Origin of the sequence: Streptomyces sp. NBC_00328, assembly GCF_036139655.1 — a bacterium.
Lineage (GTDB): Bacteria > Actinomycetota > Actinomycetes > Streptomycetales > Streptomycetaceae > Streptomyces.
The window spans coordinates 7731051-7751162 of sequence record NZ_CP108013.1 but is presented as its reverse complement, the minus strand read 5'-3'; the positions used below and the strand labels follow the sequence as shown (position 1 = coordinate 7751162).

At 71.1% G+C, this 20112-nt stretch carries 15 protein-coding genes and 2 pseudogenes; 5 read left to right on the top strand and 12 right to left on the bottom strand.

Translation table 11 applies throughout. The features are described from left to right. Window positions 1–14 precede the first annotated feature (14 nt). The 6 genes from hydA to OG485_RS33790 all read right to left on the bottom strand — a co-directional run bounded on the left by hydA (window position 15) and on the right by OG485_RS33790 (window position 8730). Window positions 15–1415, bottom strand: a complete 1401-nt coding sequence (gene hydA / locus OG485_RS33815; protein WP_328672372.1) for a dihydropyrimidinase — start codon at window positions 1413–1415, stop codon at window positions 15–17. 175 nt (window positions 1416–1590) lie between these two features. Beyond that, window positions 1591–2433: a nitrilase-related carbon-nitrogen hydrolase gene (locus tag OG485_RS33810; RefSeq protein ID WP_328672371.1), complete on the bottom strand. Its 843-nt coding sequence runs from the start codon at window positions 2431–2433 to the stop codon at window positions 1591–1593. Between the two features lie 225 nt (window positions 2434–2658). Beyond that, entirely contained in the window at window positions 2659–4215 is a 1557-nt protein-coding gene (locus tag OG485_RS33805) for a PucR family transcriptional regulator (RefSeq protein ID WP_328672370.1), read from the bottom strand. Window positions 4216–4364: 149 nt separating this feature from the next. Beyond that, entirely contained in the window at window positions 4365–5648 is a 1284-nt protein-coding gene (locus OG485_RS33800) for an aspartate aminotransferase family protein (protein ID WP_328672369.1), read from the bottom strand. Further along, a complete protein-coding gene (locus OG485_RS33795) occupies window positions 5645–6487 on the bottom strand; it encodes a nitrilase-related carbon-nitrogen hydrolase (RefSeq protein ID WP_328672368.1) in 843 nt (280 codons plus the stop codon). Before OG485_RS33795 ends, OG485_RS33800 begins: the two co-directional genes overlap by 4 nt. A 359-nt stretch (window positions 6488–6846) precedes the next feature. Beyond that, entirely contained in the window at window positions 6847–8730 is a 1884-nt protein-coding gene (locus tag OG485_RS33790) for a hypothetical protein (RefSeq protein WP_328672367.1), read from the bottom strand. 751 nt (window positions 8731–9481) lie between these two features. On the opposite strand from OG485_RS33790, the gene OG485_RS33785 reads away from it, so the two are divergent. Together OG485_RS33785 and OG485_RS33780 are read left to right on the top strand one after the other, a co-directional pair. Beyond that, window positions 9482–10264: an SMI1/KNR4 family protein gene (locus OG485_RS33785; protein ID WP_328672366.1), complete on the top strand. Its 783-nt coding sequence runs from the start codon at window positions 9482–9484 to the stop codon at window positions 10262–10264. Between the two features lie 44 nt (window positions 10265–10308). Beyond that, a pseudogene (locus OG485_RS33780) lies at window positions 10309–10469 on the top strand (IS630 family transposase); the annotation flags it as partial. 2 nt (window positions 10470–10471) lie between these two features. Here the strand turns inward: OG485_RS33780 and OG485_RS33775 are convergent. Together OG485_RS33775 and OG485_RS33770 are read right to left on the bottom strand one after the other, a co-directional pair. Further along, entirely contained in the window at window positions 10472–12043 is a 1572-nt protein-coding gene (locus tag OG485_RS33775) for a hypothetical protein (protein ID WP_328672365.1), read from the bottom strand. Window positions 12044–12224: 181 nt separating this feature from the next. Beyond that, window positions 12225–12479 carry a helix-turn-helix domain-containing protein gene (locus OG485_RS33770; protein ID WP_328672364.1) on the bottom strand — a complete coding sequence of 85 codons (255 nt, stop codon included), beginning with the start codon at window positions 12477–12479 and terminating at the stop codon, window positions 12225–12227. Window positions 12480–12511: 32 nt separating this feature from the next. On the opposite strand from OG485_RS33770, the gene map reads away from it, so the two are divergent. After that, a complete protein-coding gene (map, locus tag OG485_RS33765; protein WP_328672363.1) occupies window positions 12512–13279 on the top strand; it encodes a type I methionyl aminopeptidase in 768 nt (255 codons plus the stop codon). 152 nt (window positions 13280–13431) lie between these two features. Here map and ggt read toward each other — a convergent pair whose 3' ends face one another. After that, on the bottom strand, window positions 13432–15249 hold the full coding sequence (gene ggt / locus OG485_RS33760) for a gamma-glutamyltransferase (RefSeq protein WP_328672362.1): 1818 nt from the start codon (window positions 15247–15249) through the stop codon (window positions 13432–13434). Window positions 15250–15352: 103 nt separating this feature from the next. On the opposite strand from ggt, the gene OG485_RS33755 reads away from it, so the two are divergent. Beyond that, window positions 15353–16177 carry a hypothetical protein gene (locus OG485_RS33755; RefSeq protein ID WP_328672361.1) on the top strand — a complete coding sequence of 275 codons (825 nt, stop codon included), beginning with the start codon at window positions 15353–15355 and terminating at the stop codon, window positions 16175–16177. Between the two features lie 197 nt (window positions 16178–16374). After that, entirely contained in the window at window positions 16375–17949 is a 1575-nt protein-coding gene (locus OG485_RS33750) for an alpha/beta fold hydrolase (protein WP_328672360.1), read from the top strand. Between the two features lie 47 nt (window positions 17950–17996). On the opposite strand, the pseudogene OG485_RS33745 reads toward OG485_RS33750, so the two are convergent. The 3 genes and pseudogenes from OG485_RS33745 to OG485_RS33735 all read right to left on the bottom strand — a co-directional run. Beyond that, a pseudogene (locus tag OG485_RS33745) lies at window positions 17997–18239 on the bottom strand (amino acid ABC transporter permease); the annotation flags it as partial. A 321-nt stretch (window positions 18240–18560) separates the two neighbouring features. Further along, a complete protein-coding gene (locus OG485_RS33740) occupies window positions 18561–19001 on the bottom strand; it encodes a DUF6278 family protein (RefSeq protein ID WP_328446587.1) in 441 nt (146 codons plus the stop codon). Between the two features lie 227 nt (window positions 19002–19228). After that, the gene (locus OG485_RS33735) at window positions 19229–20008 is read right to left on the bottom strand and encodes an exodeoxyribonuclease III (RefSeq protein ID WP_328672359.1); all 780 of its coding nucleotides are present in this window, start codon (window positions 20006–20008) and stop codon (window positions 19229–19231) included. Window positions 20009–20112: the final 104 nt, after the last annotated feature.

Below are 20112 nucleotides of genomic sequence, written 5' to 3'. Positions count from 1 at the left end.
CCACTCCTGGTCGCTCAGAGAAGGTACTGACAGGTGGAACGGGGGGTGTAGACGCCGTGGCCCGCGCGCCCGGTGAACTCCCGGTCGGTGATGACCATTTCGCCGCGCGACAGCACGGTCTCGACCCGTCCGGTGACGCGCTTGCCCTCGTACGCCGAGTAGTCGACGTTCATGTGGTGGGTCTCGACCGACATGATCTGCTCGGCGTGCGGGTCGTAGATGACGACGTCGGCGTCGGCGCCCGGCGCGATGGTGCCCTTCTTCGGGTACAGGCCGAACATCCGGGCCGGTGTGGCGCAGGCGATCTCGATCCAGCGGCGGCGGGAGATGTGCCCGTCGACGACGGCCTGGTGGAGCAGGTCCATGCGGTTCTCGACGCCGGGGAGGCCGTTGGGGATCTTCGAGAAGTCGCCGCGGCCGAGTTCCTTCTGGCCGGTGAAGCAGAACGGGCAGTGGTCCGTCGACACGACCTGGAGGTCGTTGGTACGCAGGCCCCGCCACAGGGCCGCCTGGTGCTCCTTGGGGCGGAGCGGCGTGCTGCACACGTACTTCGCACCCTCGAAGTCCGGTTCCGCGAGGTTGTCGGTCGACAGGAACAGGTACTGGGGGCAGGTCTCGCCGAAGACGTTCAGGCCCTCGTCGCGGGCGCGGGCGAGTTCGGCCACGGCCTCGGTCGCCGAGACGTGCACGACGTAGAGCGGGGCGCCCGCGACCTGGGCGAGCTTGATGGCGCGGTGGGTGGCCTCGGCCTCCAGCAGTGCCTTGCGCACCTCCCCGTGGAAGCGCGGGTCGGTCTCGCCGCGGGCCAGCGCCTGTTCGACGAGCACGTCGATCGCGATGCCGTTCTCGGCGTGCATCATGATCAGGCCGCCGTTCTCGGCGGAGCGCTGCATGGCGCGCAGGATCTGGCCGTCGTCGCTGTAGAAGACGCCCGGATAGGCCATGAACTGCTTGAAGGAGGTGACGCCCTCCTCGACCAGCAGGTCCATCTCCTTGAGCGTCTCCTGGTTCACGTCGGAGACGATCATGTGGAAGCCGTAGTCGATGGCGCAGTTGCCGTCCGCCTTGGCGTTCCACGCGTCGAGGCCCTCGCGCAGGGAGCGGCCGACGCTCTGGACGGCGAAGTCGATGATGGTGGTGGTGCCGCCCCAGGCGGCGGCCCGGGTGCCGGTCTCGAAGGTGTCGGAGGCGAAGGTGCCGCCGAAGGGCAGTTCCATGTGGGTGTGGGCGTCGACGCCGCCCGGGATCACGTACTTGCCGGTGGCGTCTATGGCGCGCTCGGCCGTCCACGACTCGGCCGCGGGCGTGCCCGACGCGGCGAGGGCGGCGATCCGGCCGTCCTCGATCAGGACGTCGGCGTGGATCTCGTCGGACGCGGTGATGACGAGACCACCCCGGATGACGGTACGGCTCATGCTCCCTCTCCTTCCGGTCGGGCGTGCGCTGAGGGGCTTGTGAGGCTGTCAGGGGCTGAGGTCTGCACTGTTTCCTCGTGCGGAAGCTCATGGGGCGGTTCGCGGGGCGGCCCGTGCGGACCACCGCGCCGCGGGTCCGGCGGCCCGATGTCCGGACCCGCGGCGCGGGGCGGCACTAGGGCGCGGTCAGCGGCCCGTACGTGCCCGGGGCGCGGTCGCGGTAGAACTGCCACCGGTCGCGGACCTCGCGGAGTTTGGCCATGTCCAGGTCGCGGACGACGAGTTCGGTCTCCTTGTCGCTCGCCACCTCCCCGACGAACTGCGCTTCGGGGTCCACGAAGTACGAGGTCCCGTAGAAGTCGTTGTCGCCGTACTCCTCGACGCCCACCCGGTTGATCGCGCCCACGAAGTACTCGTTGGCGACCGCCGAGGCCGGCTGCTCCAGCTGCCACAGGTAGCCGGACAGGCCGCGTGAGGTGGCCGAGGGGTTGAAGACGATCTCGGCGCCCGCGAGTCCGAGAGCCCGCCAGCCTTCCGGGAAGTGCCGGTCGTAGCAGATGTAGACGCCGATCCGGCCCACGGCCGTGTCGAAGACGGGCCAGCCGGAGTTCCCGGGCCGGAAGTAGAACTTCTCCCAGAATCCCGGCACTTGGGGAATGTGGGTCTTGCGGTACTTGCCCAGGTAGGAGCCGTCGGCATCGATCACGGCCGCCGTGTTGTACAGGACGCCGGGCTGCTCCTCCTCGTACATCGGCAGCACGAGGACGAGGCCCAGTTCCTTCGCCAGCGCCTGGAAGCGCCGGACTATCGGGCCCTCGGGGATCTGCTCGGCGTACGCGTAGAACTCCTTGTCCTGCACCTGGCAGAAGTACGGTCCGTAGAACAGCTCCTGGAAGCACAGGACCTGTGCGCCCTGCGCGGCCGCGTCGCGGGCCGCCTGCTCGTGGACCTGGATCATCGATTCCTTGTCGCCGGTCCATGCGGTCTGGAAGACGGCGGCGCGGATCACTCTGCTCATCGGGACCTCCGGTCGCTCGGTGTGCGAGGAGACTAGAAAGCCCGGGCCCCTTCTTTGAGTTGCACCGTGTCACGTCCGAAGTGCTGTGCCGTTCCACGGTGTCACCTCCGCGTTCTCCCGTGTTTCAGCCGAGTGGTCCTGTGTTTCACCGCTGTTGCCCGCCCGATCCGCACCGCTGTCCCGGTCGGGTCCGGGTTCTCGAAGCTGTCGCCGCCGCTCGCGCCCTCACCGTTGCTGTGCGTCGTGCGCGAGCAGGGCGATGTGGACGGACGCGGCCTGTTCGAAGTCGTCGAGGTCGACGCCGAGGCGGGCCTGTATGGCCTCGAGACGGCGGTAGAGCGCGGGCCGGCTGACGTGGTGGAGCTGCGCCGTGCGCGACTTGTTGCGCCCGGTGGCGAGGTAGGTCCGCAGGACGGGCAGCAGCCGGGGATCCGCCTGCGGTCCGCACAACAGCCCGTCGAGTTCGCGTTCCGCGAAGGACTGGACGTGCGGATCGTCCCGGAGCAGCCGGACGAGACCGCGCAGATGCACGTCACGCAGCCGGACCAGCGCGGGCCGGTCCTGGTCGGCGGGTGTGCCGGCGGCGGCCTCGGCGACGTGCAGGGCTTCCCGCAGTCCGACGGGCACGTCGTCCCAGGCGGTACGAGCTCCGGCGGCGGACACGACCGCGGGGACCCCGGTCTCGTCCCGCAGCCGTACGGCGAAGTGTTCGGCCAGCGCCTCCGCGTCCTGGTCGCGCGGGAGGCTGAGCAGCACGGCGGTGGCCCCGTCGGACAGTTCGGCGACGAGGCCAAGCAGTCCCAGCAGCCTGAGCACACGGCCGAGTTGGGCCGGGTCGCCGTCGCGTACGACCAGCGGCACGAAGGTGCGGCGGTTCACGGGCAGTCCGGCGGCCCGCGCGCGCGGCAGGAGCTGGCGGGCCGGTACAACACCGCTCACCAGGTCGGTCAGCAGCCCCTGCGCGGACTCCTCCTCCCAGGAGTGGGCGGGGCCGCCGAGCATGCGGTGCAGGACCAGGGCCTCGGCGGCACGGTCGGCGAGCAGCCGTCCGGTCGCCGCGTCGCCCCGGTGGCCGCACAGCACCAGGCGGCCCCATCTCTCCCCCCGTCCGCCCAGTTCGGCGCGGATCCATCCGTCGCCCTCGATGCCGCCCGCCTGCCGGGCGATACGGTCCCAGTCGCGCAGGACGTCGTCGACGGCGGAGCGTTCACCGGCGGTGGCGAGGACCCGGTGGGCGAGGTTGGTGACGACGACGGGGCAGGCGGCGTGCACGGCGATCTCGTCGAGCATGCGCTGGAGCGGGGCGCCGGTGGTGATCAGCCCGGTCAGCGCGGTGCGTACGGACTCGGAGAGGCTCACGGCCGCGAACTTGTGCCGTACCAGCCGGGACTGGACCTCCTCCGTCAACTCGGCGAAGGGGAACGGGCGGTGGAGCACCACCATCGGCAGCCCGCAGCGTTCGGCGGCCCGGCGCATCACGTCCGGGGGCGCCGGGAAGGCCCGGCCGAGACCGAGGACGACGGCCGCGGCCTCGGCCCGGTGCAGCGAACGGATGTACTCGGCCTGGGCGTCGGGGTCACCCGCGAGCAGCACCCCGGTCGTGAGCACCATTTCGCCGCCGCGGAGCATGACGCCCACATCGGCGGCCTCGGCGACGTGCACCCAGCGGACGGACCGGTCGAGATGACCGGCGCCGGCCACCACCTCGGGCTCCCCGGCGAGGACCCGGTCCAGGGCGAGGACCTGGCGGACCGAAAGAGCGGGTTCCAGGGTGGTGGTCATGGCGGGGTTCCCCTTTGTCCGTGGCTCGGTTCGCCTCCGCAGCGCTGCGGGCGGCCTCGGGGACCCGACGCGTGCCCGGACCCCCGGATCCTCTCGCGCCCGGCCTTCGAGACCGCCGCCCCTTCGGTCCACCCGCCCTTGCTCATCCGTTACTGGGCCCGCCTCAGAGCGCGTTCCAGGATCGACGCGCCCTCCTCCGCCTCCGCGACGGTGAGGGAGAGCGGCGGGGCGATGCGCAGCACGCTGGTGTCGTGACCGCCGCCCTTGCCGATCAACAGGCCTTCCTCGCGGGCTGCTTCGAGTACCGCAGCGGCCCCTTCGGGGTTCGCGCGGTCGGTACCGGGCCGCACCAGTTCGATGCCGATCATCAGTCCGCGCCCGCGCACCTCGCGGACACCGCCGAACTGCGCGGCGACCGCGCGGAGCCGTTCGATCAGCAGGCCGCCGACGCGCCGGGCGTTGCCCTGGAGGTCGTGTTCGAGGAGGTAGGTGAGATTCGCGAGCCCCGCCGCCATCGTGACCGGTGAACCGCCGAAGGTCGAGATGGAGTTGGAGTCCAGGCAGTTCATGATCTCGGCGCGGGCGACGACCCCGCCGACGGACATGCCGTTGCCGATGCCCTTGGCGAAGGTGAGCATGTCGGGCGGGCCGGAGGCCGCGTGGGCCTGCCAGCCCCAGAAGTGCTCGCCGGTGCGGCCCCAGCCCGTCTGCACCTCGTCGGCGATCCAGAGGATGCCGTGCTCCTGGAGCACGTCGCGGAAGGCCGCGTACAGGCCGTCGGGCGGTGCGGTGAAGCCGCCGACGCCCTGGATCGGTTCGGCGATCAGGGCGGCGGGCGGGCGGACATGGCCGAGCAGGTCCCTGAGGTCCTCGACGCAGGCGTCGATGAACGCGGCGTCGTCGAGGTCGGCGTAGGGGCCGCGGGTGCGGACGCCGCCGTGCACGTACAGCGTCTGGAGCGGGGACAGGGAGGTGGGTGACCAGCCCTTGTTGCCGGTGATCCCGACCGCGCTGAACGACCGGCCGTGGTAGCTGTTGCGCATGGCGAGGATCTGGTTGCTCTGCCGGTAGGCGGTGGCGAGCAGCAGGGCCGTGTCGTTCGCCTCGGTCCCGGAGGTGGTGAAGAAGACACGGGCGTCCGGGATCCCGGACAACTGGGCGACGCGCTCGGCGAGTTCGACCATCGGCCGGTTGAGGTAGAGCGTCGAGGAGTGGATGATCCGGCCGGCCTGCTCGCTGACGGCCTTCGTCACCTCGGGCAGGGCGTGCGCGGTCATCGTGGTGAGGATGCCGCCGAAGAAGTCGAGGTACTTGTTGCCGTCGGCGTCCCAGACGTGGCGGCCCTCGCCGTGGGTGATCTCGATCGGGTCCTCGTAGTACAGGGCGAGCCACTCGGGCAGGACGGCCTGGTGGCGGGTGTACAGGTCGGTCATGGCTGCACCAGCCCTTCGTAGGCGTCGGGGCGCCGGTCGCGGTAGAACGCCCACTGCCGGCGTACTTCCTCGATGAGGCCGAAGTCCAGCTCGCGGACGATGAGTTCCTCGGCCTTGTCGCTCGCCCTCTCGCCGACGAACTGTCCCCGCGGGTCGACGAAGTACGAGGTTCCGTAGAAGTCGTTGTCGCCGTACTCCTCCTGCCCGACCCGGTTGATCGCGGCGATGAAGTACTCGTTGGCGACGGCCGCCGCGGGCTGCTCCAGCTGCCAGAGATGGGAGGACAGGCCCCGGGAGGTGGCGGAGGGGTTGTACACGAGCTGGGCGCCGTTCAGACCGAGCTGCCGCCAGCCTTCGGGGAAGTGCCGGTCGTAGCAGATGTAGACGCCGATGCGGCCGACAGCCGTGTCGAAGACGGGCCAGCCGAGGTTGCCGGGCTTGAAGTAGTACTTCTCCCAGAACCCCTTCACCTGCGGGATGTGGTGCTTGCGGTACTTGCCGAGGTAGGTGCCGTCGGAGTCGATCACGGCCGCGGTGTTGTAGTAGAACCCGGACTGCTCGACCTCGAACACGGGCACGACGATCACCATGCCGGTCTCGCGCGCGAGCTCCCGCATACGGGTGACGGTGGGCCCGTCGGGAACCGGCTCCGCCCAGCCGTAGTGCTCCGGCTCCTGGACCTGGCAGAAGTAGGGGGCGTTGAAGACTTCCTGGAACCCGATGACCTTGGCACCCTGCCGGGCCGCCTCGCGGGCGTGCTCCACATGTTTGGCGACCATGGATTCGGTGTCGCCGGTCCAGGTGGCCTGGACCAGGGCGGCACGTACGACGTTGCCCATGAGCTGCTCCTTCGACGGGACGTCAGAGAGCCTCTACGCCCGTAGACAAAGGCTGTAGAGGCTCGAAAGTAAGCCCCCCGGACAGCCTTGCCAAGACCATCGTCGTTAACCCGCCGAGTCGATCACGTTTCTGACCCTCACGGGTGAGTGACGTGGCCGGTGGAACCGGAGGTACGGCCGATCGGAGGACCGGGTGGAGGGCCGGTCGGAGTACCGGTCGGAAGGCCATGCGGGAGGCCATGCGGAGCGAGCCAGTCGGCCGAGTGGTGCGCCCTTGGCGCGCCTGCGGGACGGGGGTGAGGACGTGACGGCCTCCGCCCCGGACGGGCGTGACGGCCGCCGCTCCGGAGCGGCGGCCGTCACGCCGTGAAGCCGGCCACGCGCAGGGCGTGGACCAGGTCCCATTGGCATTCGTCGGACACGCCCCGGGCCGCCCGCAGGAGGAGCGGTACGAGGCGCTGCGGGTCCGTCTCTGCGCTGCGGGCGGCCTCCTCCGGGGTGCGTACGCGGACGTACGCGTCGAGGAGAGCACTGATCTCGCGGCCGCGGCCCTCGTCGGCGAGGCCGAGGACGGCGGCCCCGATCTCCGGCGCGGGCCGGGTGACGCCCTGGCGCAGCATCTGCCTGCCGTCGGCGGTGCGGTCGGCGGCGGTGAGCGCGTCGGCGGCGGCGACCAGCCGGTCGGCGGGCAGCGAGGCCGCCTCCCAGAGCAGGGTGGCCCAGTCCGCGTCGAGGCCGGCGCGGTGCAGTTCGGCGGCGAGCAGGGGGAAGCGTGCGGGAGGCCAGTACGCCGCTTCGACGAGCACGGCGTGCGCCTCGCCACTGCGGCCTTCGCTCCGCAGCCGCGTGAGCGTCGCGACGGCCTCGGCGGTGAGCCGCCACGCGTCCTCGTCCGGCGCCTCCGCCCCGGCCGCCGTCCCGGTGCCCGCCCCCGAACGCGGGGGCGCGGACTCCTCGGCGGCTCCCGCGAAACGCGCGCCGCGGGGCGTACGCCCGCTCTGCGCGGGCGGGGCGGGCAGCACGGGACCCGACTCCGGCACCACCACGGGCGCGTCCGGCTCCGCCATCCCGGCGAAGCGCGCGCCCCCTCTGCGGCGACGCTTGGAGCGCTTCACCGGATACTCGTCAGCGCCGGGCGGGGTCCTGTCATGCGTCGGAGCGGGCACGGCCACCCGGTCGTGGGCCCGCTGACCGCTTGACGGGGGCTCTGCCGCTGGGGACCCGGGCTGCGCGTCGTATCCGAGCGAGTGGTCCGCCGGGGACAGGGGCTGCACATGGTGACCCGGCACGTGGCCGGTGGGCCGGGGCCCGGGCTCGGCGTCGTACCCCGGCGAGTGGTCCGCGGCCGGGGGCCGAGGCTGGGCGTCGCGGCCCTGCGCGTAGTCCGTCGGCGGGGACAGGGGCCGCGCGTCGTGGCCCGGCATGTGCGCCGCGGGCCGGAACCGGGGCTGCCCGTCGTGGGCCGGTGCGTGGTTCGTCACGCGGTTCGTCAGCGGGGACGCGGGTTCCGGCGCGCCGCCCGGCGCGCCCGTCTCCCGGCCGGGCCGGACACCTCCCGCTCCGGACGGATCCCCCGCGGGCGGGTCCCCGTCGAACCGGCTGCCTCCCGCCGGATGCCATTCGGGCAGGTACCCCTCCGACGGGTCCGCGCGGGTCTGCGGCTGCGGCGTCCACACGCCGCCCCCTGCGGCCGGAGCCGGGAAGCCCGGCGTGCTCCGCGCACGGGCCCGCAGGGCGTGGCGGTCGACGTTGTCCATGCGGTGGCGCAGTTCGGCGCAGCGGGCGGTGGCCCGTTCGTGATCGTCCTGAGCCCAGGCGAGGTCCAGGCGGATCGCCTCGGCCTCCCCCCGGGAAACGGCCGAGGGGAGCCGTCCGCTCAGTTCGGCCTGGCGTTCGGCGGCGTAGCGCTGTTCGCGGAGCATGACGTCCAGGCGGTCGCCGAGGGCCCCCCGGGCGCCCGGACGGACGTCGTACGCGGCCAGCGAGGCCTCGTACAGCGCGTGGGCCCGTGCCGTCTCCTGGGCGGCGGCACGCTCGCCGTACTGTGCGAGGACGTCCTGGAGGAGCGCCTCGACGACATCCCAGGGCGGCACCTCCCGGCCTTCGAGGCACGCTCGCATGCCGTCGGGGTCGCGTTGCCAGAAGACTCCGCACCAGCCGCCGCTCCGGTCGAGCCGCTCCACAAGCCCGTTCAGATACCGCGCGAACTCCAGTACCTGTTCCGGGAGTTGTCCTACAGTCATCACTCAACTCCCCGCCCGACGTGAGCACTTCGACCCGACAGCGAACACCAGTCGTGTTACGGATCGACTACGGGGAGTTTTCGGCGGGAACGCAGAGCTTTCCGCGAGGGGCGCACGGGAGTGCCCGGCATACGCACGGGCGCGCCCCGGACGGGCAGATGGACGGGCAGATCGAGGAGCAGATCGACGGGCAACCGGACGAGCATCCGGGCGAACCCAAGGCCGAGATCCCCGGGCCTCTCCCCCGGCCCGCCCGGGCTCGTACGCACGGAGCGCACCGGAGGAGGATCCGCCACGCGCTCCGAAGCACCCCCAAGGACCGGCCACCAGCGCTCCGCAACGCGCCCGAGGACAGTCGTCCGGAACGCGCCCGAGGACCGCACACCGGCGCTCCGGAACGCTCCGGACGACGGTCCACGCACGTCCTACCGGGCCAGCCCCCCGACCGCCCGCCCGGCCACAGGCCGAAACGGCGGACCTCGGCGCGCTCGTGGACCTCGTGATCACCGCACGGTCGCCCAGGACCGAGGCGATCAAGACGGCCGGTTCGCCCACGAGCAGCATCGGATGGGCGGCGAGGATCTTGACGACCGGGTCCTCGTCCACCGGCGCGGACCCGCCGTCCAGCGCCAGGTGTTCGATGGAGCTCGTGGGTGTCGAATCCAACCGGTCCCGCCCACCCGGGACTGGCTGCCGGCGCACGCCAGGCCTGAGCACGGGCGGTGGGCGGCAGCCGATAGGGTCGGGCGCCATGACCGACTGGACCGGGGTACGCGAGCGGGTTCTGGCGCTGGCCGCAGTCCCGGGCAGCGACAAGGTGTTCGGGGCGATGGGGCACGGCTTTGCACTCGATGTACCTCTGACGGCGGCCGAGGTAGCCGATCTCGAGGCGTGGTTGGGTGTTGAGCTGCCCGAGGACTATCGCTCGTTCCTGCTGCACGTCGGAGCTGGCGGGGCCGGCCCGGCTTACGGCGTTTTTCCGGTGCGGCGCGAGGGTTCCGGCGGTTGGCACTGGATTGGAGATGCCCCTGAGGAGGTCGAGCCGGGCGTGGTTGCCGAGGTGTTTCCGGGAGGGGCGGATCCGGAGACAACGGCAGGGATCCTGGCCGAGCAGCCGTTCAGGGAGGAGTTCGACGACCTCGCCGATCTCGAAGCAGCCTTTGAGGCGTGGGAGGAGCGTCTGGCAGATGTGCAGTACGACCCGCGCTTCACTGCCGGGGCGCTTTGCCTGTGTGATGAGGGCTGCGGGCTGACGGCCTGGCTGGTTGTCACGGGCTCGGAGTGCGGCCGAATGTGGCGTGACCCGCGCTCCGACGGCAAGGATCTGCATCCGGTACGTGACGCCGACGGGTCTCTGTCGGACTTCGCTGGTTGGTACCTCGGGTGGCTCACGGCCGCCGAGGCCGCCTGCGGCCTGGACCCCGCCAACCCGACCTCACGCCTGAGCTGCGAAAACCCGCCGAACAAGTTCGGTACGACAACGACTTCTCAGACCTCGGACCTCAGTACAGCTCAGGCAAGAAGGGTGGTGTGACCGGCTCTCGGGGTGCTCATACCGGTCGTTCGAGCCGTCCAAAGGATCCGCAGTTCATCGAGAAGGTCCGCGACGTCGCCGGATGTATCCGGACCCGCCCGAGCGGGCCCTCGTCCTCCGCGTGGACGAGAAGTCGCAGATCCGGGCGCTGGATCGGTCGGCACCTGTGCTGCCGAGGATGCCCGAGCGCCGCACCCACGACTACGGTCAACCCGACGCCAGCTGTTCCGCAATCTCCTTGATCCAACCGGCGGTCTTCGCCGGGTCGTTGAGGGTGTCCGCCCACGTTTCCGGTTCCAGCTTGTGGTTGGTGGGGCCTGATTTGAGAGCGATGAGAAGGGCCCTTGCGGATTCCCTCATCTCGGCCGTCGTGCTGCCGCTGCCCCGGATGTCGGGACCCGCCGCCAAGGCGTAGATCTCGCGCGCCATGGCCTGGCGTTCGCCCTTCGACACCTTCTGCCAGAACTTCAGGGCATGCTTCAGCGAATCATTGCGGGACGCGGCCTCCGCCGGGGTCTCGCCCTCCGGTGCCCAGTGCTCAGGGTGGCGGGCCTCTTCGTAGCGCTTCGTGGCGGCGCGGAGCGCCTTGTACAGGGTGACGCCGAGGACGAGGCCGGCCCCGGCCCCGGCGAGGCCCCATCCGACCGGGTTGCTCGCCAGCCCGGCTGTTCCCGCCGCGACCGCCGTCACGACGCCGGCCGCGGCCTTGGTGGATTCGCCCAACGCGCCACCGACCGTCTCCTTGCCGATCTTGGTGAGCTGCTTCTTCTTCGCGTACTCCTGCACCGTGTTCAGCTTTTCCACGTCTCTCTCTGCGCGCTGGAGGCTCTCGGCGGCGTCACGGGCTTCACCCATCGCCTCCCAGGCGGCGTCGATGGCCTCGGAAACGAGCTCCAGCCGCCCCTCGCCTTCGTGGTCCCAGTAGGCATCCAGCGCGACGTACGCCTCCGCCGCGGCCCAGTCGGCCTGCTCCCGCGACTCGTTCAGCCGGGCCAGTGACCCCGCGTGGACGAGGTGGGGATCTCCGAGCTCCTTCACCTTCTTGTACTTGCGGGCCGCTCCCCCGACGCGGAAGGCTGCCCGTATTCCCTTGATCGCACCGACGGAAGCGCTGGCGATACCGCTCGCCTCGGACGCCACCGCGGCGTCCGCCGCCTTCTGGATCTTGGTCACCTCCTTGGCGATTCCGGCGCTGTAGCTTGCCGAACCGGCGGCTCCGATGACCGTGTCGGTCCCCTTGGTCTTGGCCTTCTTCTTCGCCGCGTGGTGACCGGCCCCGGTCTCGTGCTTCTTGGCGTCCTGCATGTTCTTGTACGCGTCCATGCCATTGACCACGGTGCCGGCGACCTCCGTGAGGAGGTTCCCCGACGCGGCGGAGGTCCCCGAGGCGGCGGCGGAGTGCTTGAGACCCTCGTTGGCCGTGGCGGCGGCCTGCTGGGTGAAGCCCGCGTTGGTGGGAGTCTGGACACCCTTGATGAAGGTGTCGATGGGCTCGAGATTCTTCTTGAACCTGTCCAGGAGCCCGGCGATCTGGTCGCGATAGTTCTTCTTCGCTCCGGCGGACGCGCCGCCGGACTCCGGCGCCTTCCCCTTCCCCTTGTCCGCGCCCCTGGCACGCTGCACCGCCGCGGTCGTGGCCCGGTTGCCGGCGCCGGACTGCATCTGGAGGAAGGCGTGGTCCGCCGAGTTTCCTGACGGACTCCCTCCCCGACGCTGCCGGGCCGACGTCAGGACGGCCGGGGACTGCCGTGTCGGGGTGCGGTGGACCGGGGTGCTCATGGACGTTACCTCTCCTGCTGCCGGAACCAGGCCAGGCGAAGATAGCCAGGCGCGGCCAACAGACGGAGTGCAACGGGGAAATTCTTCGGGGCTGCCGTGAAGCACGTTGCGGGAGAACCGGTCTCGCGGGAGTGACGGCGCCGGGTGCCCCATGTTCCAAGATCGGTTGCGATACGGCTTCTCAGGCCGCCGGAATCAGCGCGCACCGCACGACGATCTCGTCCATCGAGAGCCCGAGGGCCCGCGCCAGCGCGGCGACCGTGAAGAAGGCCGGGGTGGGCGCGCGCCCGGTCTCGATCTTGCGCAGGGTCTCCGCGGAGATTCCCGCCACCCCCGCGATCTCCGCCATGCTGCGGCCGGCGCGGGCTTCGCGCAGCAGCCGCCCGAGCCGCTCGCCGCGTTCGTGCTCTTCTGGGGTCAGTGGGGTTCGCACCATGACACCATTCTAATACCGGTATAGTAATTGGCATGGTGGAACTGAAGACCGACACATCGATCGACGAGATGTACGCGGCCGGCCAGGTCGTGGGCAGGGCACTCACCGCGGTGCGCGAGGCCGCCGACGTGGGCGTCTCCCTGCTGGAGCTGGACGAGGTGGCGCATCAGGTCCTGCGCGACGCGGGCGCGACGTCGCCCTTCCTCGGCTATCGCCCCTCCTTCGCGCCCACGCCCTTCCCCGCGGTCGTCTGCGCCTCCGTGAACGAGGCGATCGTGCACGGCATCCCGACGGGCTACCGGCTGCGCGACGGAGACCTGGTCTCCATCGACTTCGGCGCCGAACTGGGCGGCTGGGTGGGCGACTCGGCGATCAGCTTCATCGTGGGCAAGCCGCGCGCCGCCGACGCCCGGCTCGTGGAGACCGCGGAGCGGGCCCTGGCCGCGGGGATCGAGGCGGCCGTCGTGGGCAACCGCATCGGGGACATCGCGCACGCCATCGGCACGGTGTGCCGGGCGGCCGGGTACGGGATCCCGGACGGGTTCGGCGGCCACGGCATCGGGCGCCGGATGCACGAGGACCCGGGCGTCCCGAACGAGGGCCGCCCGGGACGCGGGCTGCCGCTGCGGCACGGCATGGTCCTCGCCATCGAACCGATGCTCATCGGCGGCGGCACGGACGATTACCACGCGGCCCCCGACGGCTGGACACTGCGCACGAACGACGGCTCCCGCGCGGCACACGCGGAGCACACCGTGGCCATCACGGATTCGGGTCCGCGCATCCTGACGGCGCGCTGACCGCTCGGGCCCCGCCGGCCGCGGGGCAGGGGACGGTTCCTGCCCCGCGGCACGAGTGCCGCGTACCGACGCCGGACCCAGGGTTCAGGACCGCCGAGGCCTGGCGGCCGGACTCCGGGACGCGGGCCACGCGGACCCTGGCCGCACGGACCCTAGGACGCGGGCCGCACGACCATGGCCGAGCCTCCGCCCCGTCGGACCTTCTCCGCCGCGGCCAGCCACGTGCCGTTCGCGAGTCGCTGGACGCCCGTGGCCGCGCCGATCTCCGGGTTGACCTTGAAGGAGTGGCCGATGGCTTCGAGCCCGGCCCTCGACGGACTGTCGTACAGGCCCGGTTCGAGCTCGGTCTGGGCGGCGTTGCGCTGGCTGGCGCGCGGCGCGGCGATCGCGTCGGCCAGCGGGAGTCCGCGGTCGACGAACTCGGTCAGCGTCTGGAGCACGGTCGTGATGATGCTCGCGCCCCCGGGTGAACCGAGCGCCACGACAGGCCTGTTGTGCCGGTCGAGGACGATGGTCGGCGAGATCGACGAGCGCGGCCGCTTGCCGGGACCGGGCAGATTGGGGTCGTGCACGGCCGGGTTGGCCGGTGCGAAGGAGAAGTCCGTCAGCTCGTTGTTGAGGAGGAAGCCGCGTCCCGGGACGGTGATCCCGCTGCCGCCGGTCTGTTCGATGGTCAGGGTGTAGGCGACGACGTTGCCCCACTTGTCGGCCACCGTCAGATGGGTCGTGTTCTCGCCCTCGTACGTCGTCGGGGCGGCCGTACCGGCACTGCCGCAGGCGGCGGGACCGCTCGGGTCGCCCGGCGCGAGCGGGCTCGACAGCACCGCGTCGTCCTTGATGAGGCAGGCCCGGCCGTCCGCGTACTTCTGCGAGAGAAGCCCCTTCGCCGGTACGTCCTCGAACGCCGGGTCGCCCACCCAGCGGCCCCGGTCGGCGAAGGCGATCCTGCTCGCCTCGATGTAGTGGTGCAGGTACTGCGTCTCGCTCGCCTTCGAAAGGTCCGTCCCCTCCAGGATGTTGAGCGCCTCGCCGACGGTGGTGCCGCCGGAGGAGGAGGGAGCGATCGAGTAGACGTTCAGACCGCGGTACGAAGTCCTGGTGGGCGCCTGGCGCTTCGCCCCGTAGGCCGCGAGGTCCCTCAGCGACAGCTTGCCGGGCCGGGCGTCGTAGCCGGACGCCGGGTCCACGGGCGGCTTGTTCACGGTGCCGACGATCTCCCGGCCGAGGTCGCCGGTGTAGAGCTCACGTGTGCCCTTCCTGCCCAACTCCTCGTACGTGCGGGCCAGATCGGGGTTCTTGAAGGTCGATCCGAGGACCGGCAGCGAGCCGCCGGGCAGGAAGAGCCTCGCCGTGTCGGGGAAGTTCGCGAAGCGGGCCCGGTTCGACTCGGTCTGCGCGCGGAAGGTCGAGTCGACGGTGAACCCGGAGCGGGCGATGCGCTCGGCCGGCTCCAGGACGCTGCCCAGGCGCCTGCTGCCCCATGAGTCCAGAGCCGTCTGCCAGGTGGCGGGCGTGCCCGGTGTGCCCACGCTCAGCCCGCTGGTGACGGCGTCCGCGAAGGCGAGCGGCTTGCCGTTCTCCAGGAACAGCCCGGAGTCGGCGGTCAGGGGTGCCGTCTCGCGTCCGTCGATCGTGTGCACCGTACGGGACTTGGCGTCGTAGTAGACGAAGTAGCCGCCTCCGCCGATGCCGGACGAGTAGGGCTCGGTGACGCCGAGGGCCGCCGCCGTGGCGACGGCCGCGTCGACGGCGTTGCCGCCCTTCTTCAGCACCTCGATGCCCGCGGCCGAGGCGTCGGCGTCCACACTCGCCACGGCACCTCCGTACCCGACCGCGACGGGCACCTTCGCGACGGGCGTCCGCGCGGCCTTGCCCGCCGCCGGTGCTCCGGGCGGCGCCGCCGCACCCACTAATACCGTCGCGGCGGAAACCGCCAGGACCGTCAGATTCCGTACAAGAGGGCGTCGCATCAATACCTCCAGTCAACAGCCGTCCGCGCAGCGTAACTTCACCACGGTGACCGCGTCAGGCCCCCTCGAACACGATTCCGTGGGCCCGCTAGCATGCGCGCACATGAATGACGACGTGCGCAACATCGTCCTCGGCCTCCTGGCCGCAGGCATCAGTGCCTCGCTCGGCTGGCTCGCCCGCACCTACCTGTGGAAGCGCAAGCTCCGCCGCAAGCAGGCGTTCTTCGGGCTGCCCGACAACTCCGAGTCGCTGCTCGTGGTGAACCGCGAGGCGGGCGGTCCCGAGCTCACGGTGGTGCGTCACGACGTGTTCGCGCTTCTCGAACTGTCCGCCCTGATCAAGGACTGTGGCGCGCACGCCCAGGTGATCGCGCACGACGCGACCCAGCAGGGCTTCGGCGAACGCACGGAGTTCTGCGTGGGCGGACCGGCGTCGAACCGGCGCATGGCCGCGCATCTGCAGTCCCTGCTGCCCGGCGTACAGGTCAACGTGGACTCCGGACGGGGGCCCGACCGGGGCGCCTTCCAGATCGGCAGCGAGCGCTACCGCCTGGAGTCGGGCCAGGCCGAGTACGTCATCCTCGCCCGGCTGACCGCGGGCCAGAGCCGTGACGTGAGACCGGTCTTCCTCTTCTGCGGCCAGCGCGCGATCACCAACCAGGCCGCGAGCCGCTATCTCGCCCGCAACCACGCACGCCTCGCCCGCAAGCACGGCGGCAACAGCTTCGTCCTGCTCCTGAAGGTCGTGAACTCCCAGGCGTACGGCCCCGATGTCGTCGAGGTCGTCGCGGACGTCACCCGTGCCGCCCAGGCCCCGCTGCCGACCCCGCCGGCCCTGGACCCGGCGCCGGACCCGGCATCCGACCCCGGGCAGGACGGGGAGGCCTCGCCGAAGCCGGCCACGCCTCGGGCACGCCGGCGTACGTGACGCCCGGTCCGCCGCCGCGACCGAGACGTGGGCGCTTTCCGGCCGTTCACGGCGGCCCGCTCCGGCGAGGTTTGAACGGATGGAAATGAACACTTCAACAATCGTTACTCGCACGTAACTTACCGACGGGTTACTTCGAGTAAGCCGTCGCGGTTACCGTCGGGTCACCTTGCACTGACCAAGTGAGGAGTGACCCGTTGGGAAACGGTCGCAACCCCCTGCGCATTTCCGCCGTCGGCGCCGTCTCGGCGACGCTGATCGCCGCCGCGGGCCTGGGCCTGGCACCCGCCGCCCAGGCCGCCGACAGCTCGGGCGGTGTCCGCTTCGTCGACATCTCCGGCGACGGCGGTACCACCCTCAAGGCCAACGTCGTCACCCCCGCGGGAGCGGACGGCACCCGCACCTATCCGCTCATCGTGCTGCCCACGAGCTGGGGCCTGCCGCAGGTCGAGTACCTCGCACAGGCCCAGAAGCTGGCGAACTCCGGCTATGTGGTCGTCAGTTACAACGTCCGCGGCTTCTGGCAGTCGGGCGGCGAGATCGACGTCGCCGGCCCCCGTGACACCGCCGACGTGTCCAAGGTGATCGACTGGGCTCTCGCCAACACGCCGGCCGACGCGAGGAAGGTGGGCGTGGCGGGCGTCTCGTACGGCGCCGGGATCAGCCTGCTGGCCGCCGCGCACGACAAGCGCATCAAGGCGGTCGCCGCCCTGAGCGGCTGGGCCGATCTGACCACGTCGATCTACTCCGGCCGCACCGAACACGTCCAGGCGGCCGCGCTGCTGGACGGCGTCGGGCACATCACGGGCCACCCCAGCGCCGAGACCCAGCAGGTGTTCAAGGACTTCTTCGCCTCGAATCTGTCGAAGGAGCAGGACCTGATCGACTGGGGGAAGAAACGTTCCCCCGAGACGTACGCCGCCCAGCTCGACAAGAACGGCCCCGCCGTCTTCATGGCCAACACCTGGGGCGACACGATCTTCTCGGCCAACCAGTACGCCAAGTTCTACGAGCAACTGGCCGGGCCCAAGCGGCTGGAGTTCCGCCCCGGCGACCACGCCACCGCCGAGATGACCGGCCTGTTCGGGCTTCCCAACGACGTGTGGACCGACACCGGCCGCTGGTTCGACCACTATCTGGCGGGCAAGGACAACGGCATCGACCGCGAACAGCCGGTGCAGCTCAAGTCCCGTTCCACGGGCGGCTACGAGGGCTACCCGGACTGGAAGTCGGTGGGCGCGGCCTCGCGGAAGATCGCCCTGGAGGGCACCACCAGGATCCACACGAACGTCGACTCGGGCGCGGACGGAGGGGTCATCTTCCTGTCCAGCATCCTCGACCAGCTCACCCGGATCCCGCCGATGGCCTCGATCCCGCTGCTGCCCCGCTACTGGACCGCGGTGTGGCAGTCGGGGAAGTCCACGGGCATCCAGCGCGTGCGAGGCACCGTCAAACTCCACACCACGGTCACCGGCACCAAGGAGAGCGGCACGTTCATCGCCTATCTCTACGACGTGGGCCCGCTCGGCATCGGCAAGCTGGTCAGCAACGCGCCGTACACCTTCCACGGGCGGACGCCCGGCGAGCCGTTCGGCGTGGACCTGGACCTGTTCTCGACGGCCTACGACGTCCCGGCCGGACATCGTCTCGCCGTGGTCGTCGACACGGTCGACCCGCTGTACATCGAGCACAACCCGTCCGGCGCGCAGCTGACCTTCTCCTCGCCGGAGCACGACCCGTCCTTCGTGTCGGTACCCCTGCGCGAGCAGTGATCTCCGGCTGGCGCCGGCCGGGCCTGGCCCTGTGAGCTGCTGCTCCCCTACCGTGTCGGGGCTGTGGGGGGTACCCCACCCGGCAGCAGCGTCCCTGGTTCGGCCGGAGCCACGTCCACGGCCTCGGTCTCGGGACTGCGCCGCTCCCGCCCGTACGCCCGTGGGGCGGACCAGGAGAGCGGCACACACATCCCGATGCGGATCGGCGGGCTCGCCGTCACCACGGGGATGAACGGCAAATCGTAGTCGAGGATCGCCGCGATCAGCCTCCCGGGCCCGAGGAAGTCCTCGCGGGCGCGGAGCGCGGTCCTCTGCCGCGTGCCCGCACCGGCGGGATCGCCGCCGGTGCGGGCATCGGCGGCAACTCCCGCACGGTGGCGCCCGGCGCGTCTCCCCCGGACGGCACGTGATCGCCGCACGGCCGGGCCGCCTTGCCTCCGGCGGAGAGGCGCACGGGCTCGCGCACCTACCGACGGGTTGGCGGGCTCGGGTGCGGATTCCTTCGCGTCATGAGGAAGTTGAGGGCCTTTCCGACGGGCAGTTCGAGGCCGGATGAAGAACGGATCACGACACCGCGGGCGGTCACCGGAACGCTCCGCCGGGCCCTCGGGTCAGGCTTCCGTGGCCTCGGCGTACATCTGGGACAGCTCGGGAACGCCCTGTACGGCCCAGTCGAGGCCGGCCTCGACGACCGGGATCTCACGGCCCGAGGGGAGCCGGACGGCCGGACTGCCGCCGGGCCAGACGTGCCAGGAGGCGCCCGGCACCGTGCGCACCACGACGGTGCCGAGATAGAGGCCGGCGTCGTTCCCGAGCCAGGGCAGCGCCTCGGGGTCGTCGCGCCACAGCGGCAGAAGCTGGTCCAGGGCCACCAACGAGTCCGGCGTGTCGTCGAGTTCGAGGCCGACGGCCGCGGCCTGGGAACGGAGCAGTTCGCACTCCGAGAACAGCTCGGCCACACCCACCGGGTCGTCCTCGAAAGCCCTGGCGAGGGGACGGTCCCGCCGCACCGGCTGCCGTTTGAGCAGCTTGTCCAAGAAGGGGATGTTCATGACCGGCCTCTCCGTGGGGTGCGATCGTCGAAGCTCCGTGTTCCCGGTATGTGAACAAAATGTAGCTCGCGGCATTTCATCACGGAATCAGGCAAATCATGACGCCCTGAGGAACACGCCTCGGGTCTCCAGCGGTTTCCCGAGTCGTCCATGGAGAAGGATGCCCGCAATGGCGAGCCTGGATGCCTGTGCCCGCCGCCCGGCCGTCGCCCCGCCGGGACGCTCCCCTAGACGTCCAGGTCCACCACGACCGGCGCGTGGTCCGAGGCGCCCTTGCCCTTGCGCTCCTCGCGGTCGACGTAGGCGTCCTTGACCGCCGTCGAGAACGCCTCGTTGCCGTAGACGAGGTCGATGCGCATGCCGCGGTTCTTCGGGAAGCAGAGCTGGCGGTAGTCCCAGTACGTGTACGGGTGTTCGTACTTGAGGGGGCGCGGGACCACGTCCGTCAGGCCCTCCTCGCGCAGGGCGGCCAGTGCGGCACGCTCGGCCGGGGTGACATGGGTCAGGCCCTCGAACGCGGCCACGTCGTAGACGTCGTCGTCCGTGGGCGCCACGTTGTAGTCGCCCAGCACCGCGAACGGGCGGCCGCCCGCCGCGTCGCCCGCCACCGCCGCTCCCAGTGCCTCGAACCACTGGAGCTTGTACGCGTAGTGAGCGTGGTCCACCTCGCGGCCGTTCGGTACGTACACCGACCAGACGCGGACCGGGCCGCAGGTCGCGGAGACGGCCCGGGGTTCCTCCACGCCCTCGTACACGGGACCGCCGGGCAGGCCCCTGACCACGTCCTCCAGGCCGACTCGGGAGATCACCGCCACGCCGTTCCACCGTCCCGTGGCGTGCACGGCCGCCTCGTATCCCAGCTCACGCAGCTGTTCGGCCGGGAACTGCTCGGCGGCGACCTTGGCCTCCTGGAGGCACAGCACGTCCGTGCCGCTGCTCTCCAGCCAGGCCAGCAGCCTCGGGAGACGGGCGGTGATCGAGTTCACGTTCCAGGTGGCGATGCGCATGCCTCACAACCTACCGGGCGGGTACGACAACGGGTCCGCCGAAGACACTCCGTGCCGTCCGTTCACCACCGGGACAGCGGGGAGCGGCACGAAGCGGCACGGGT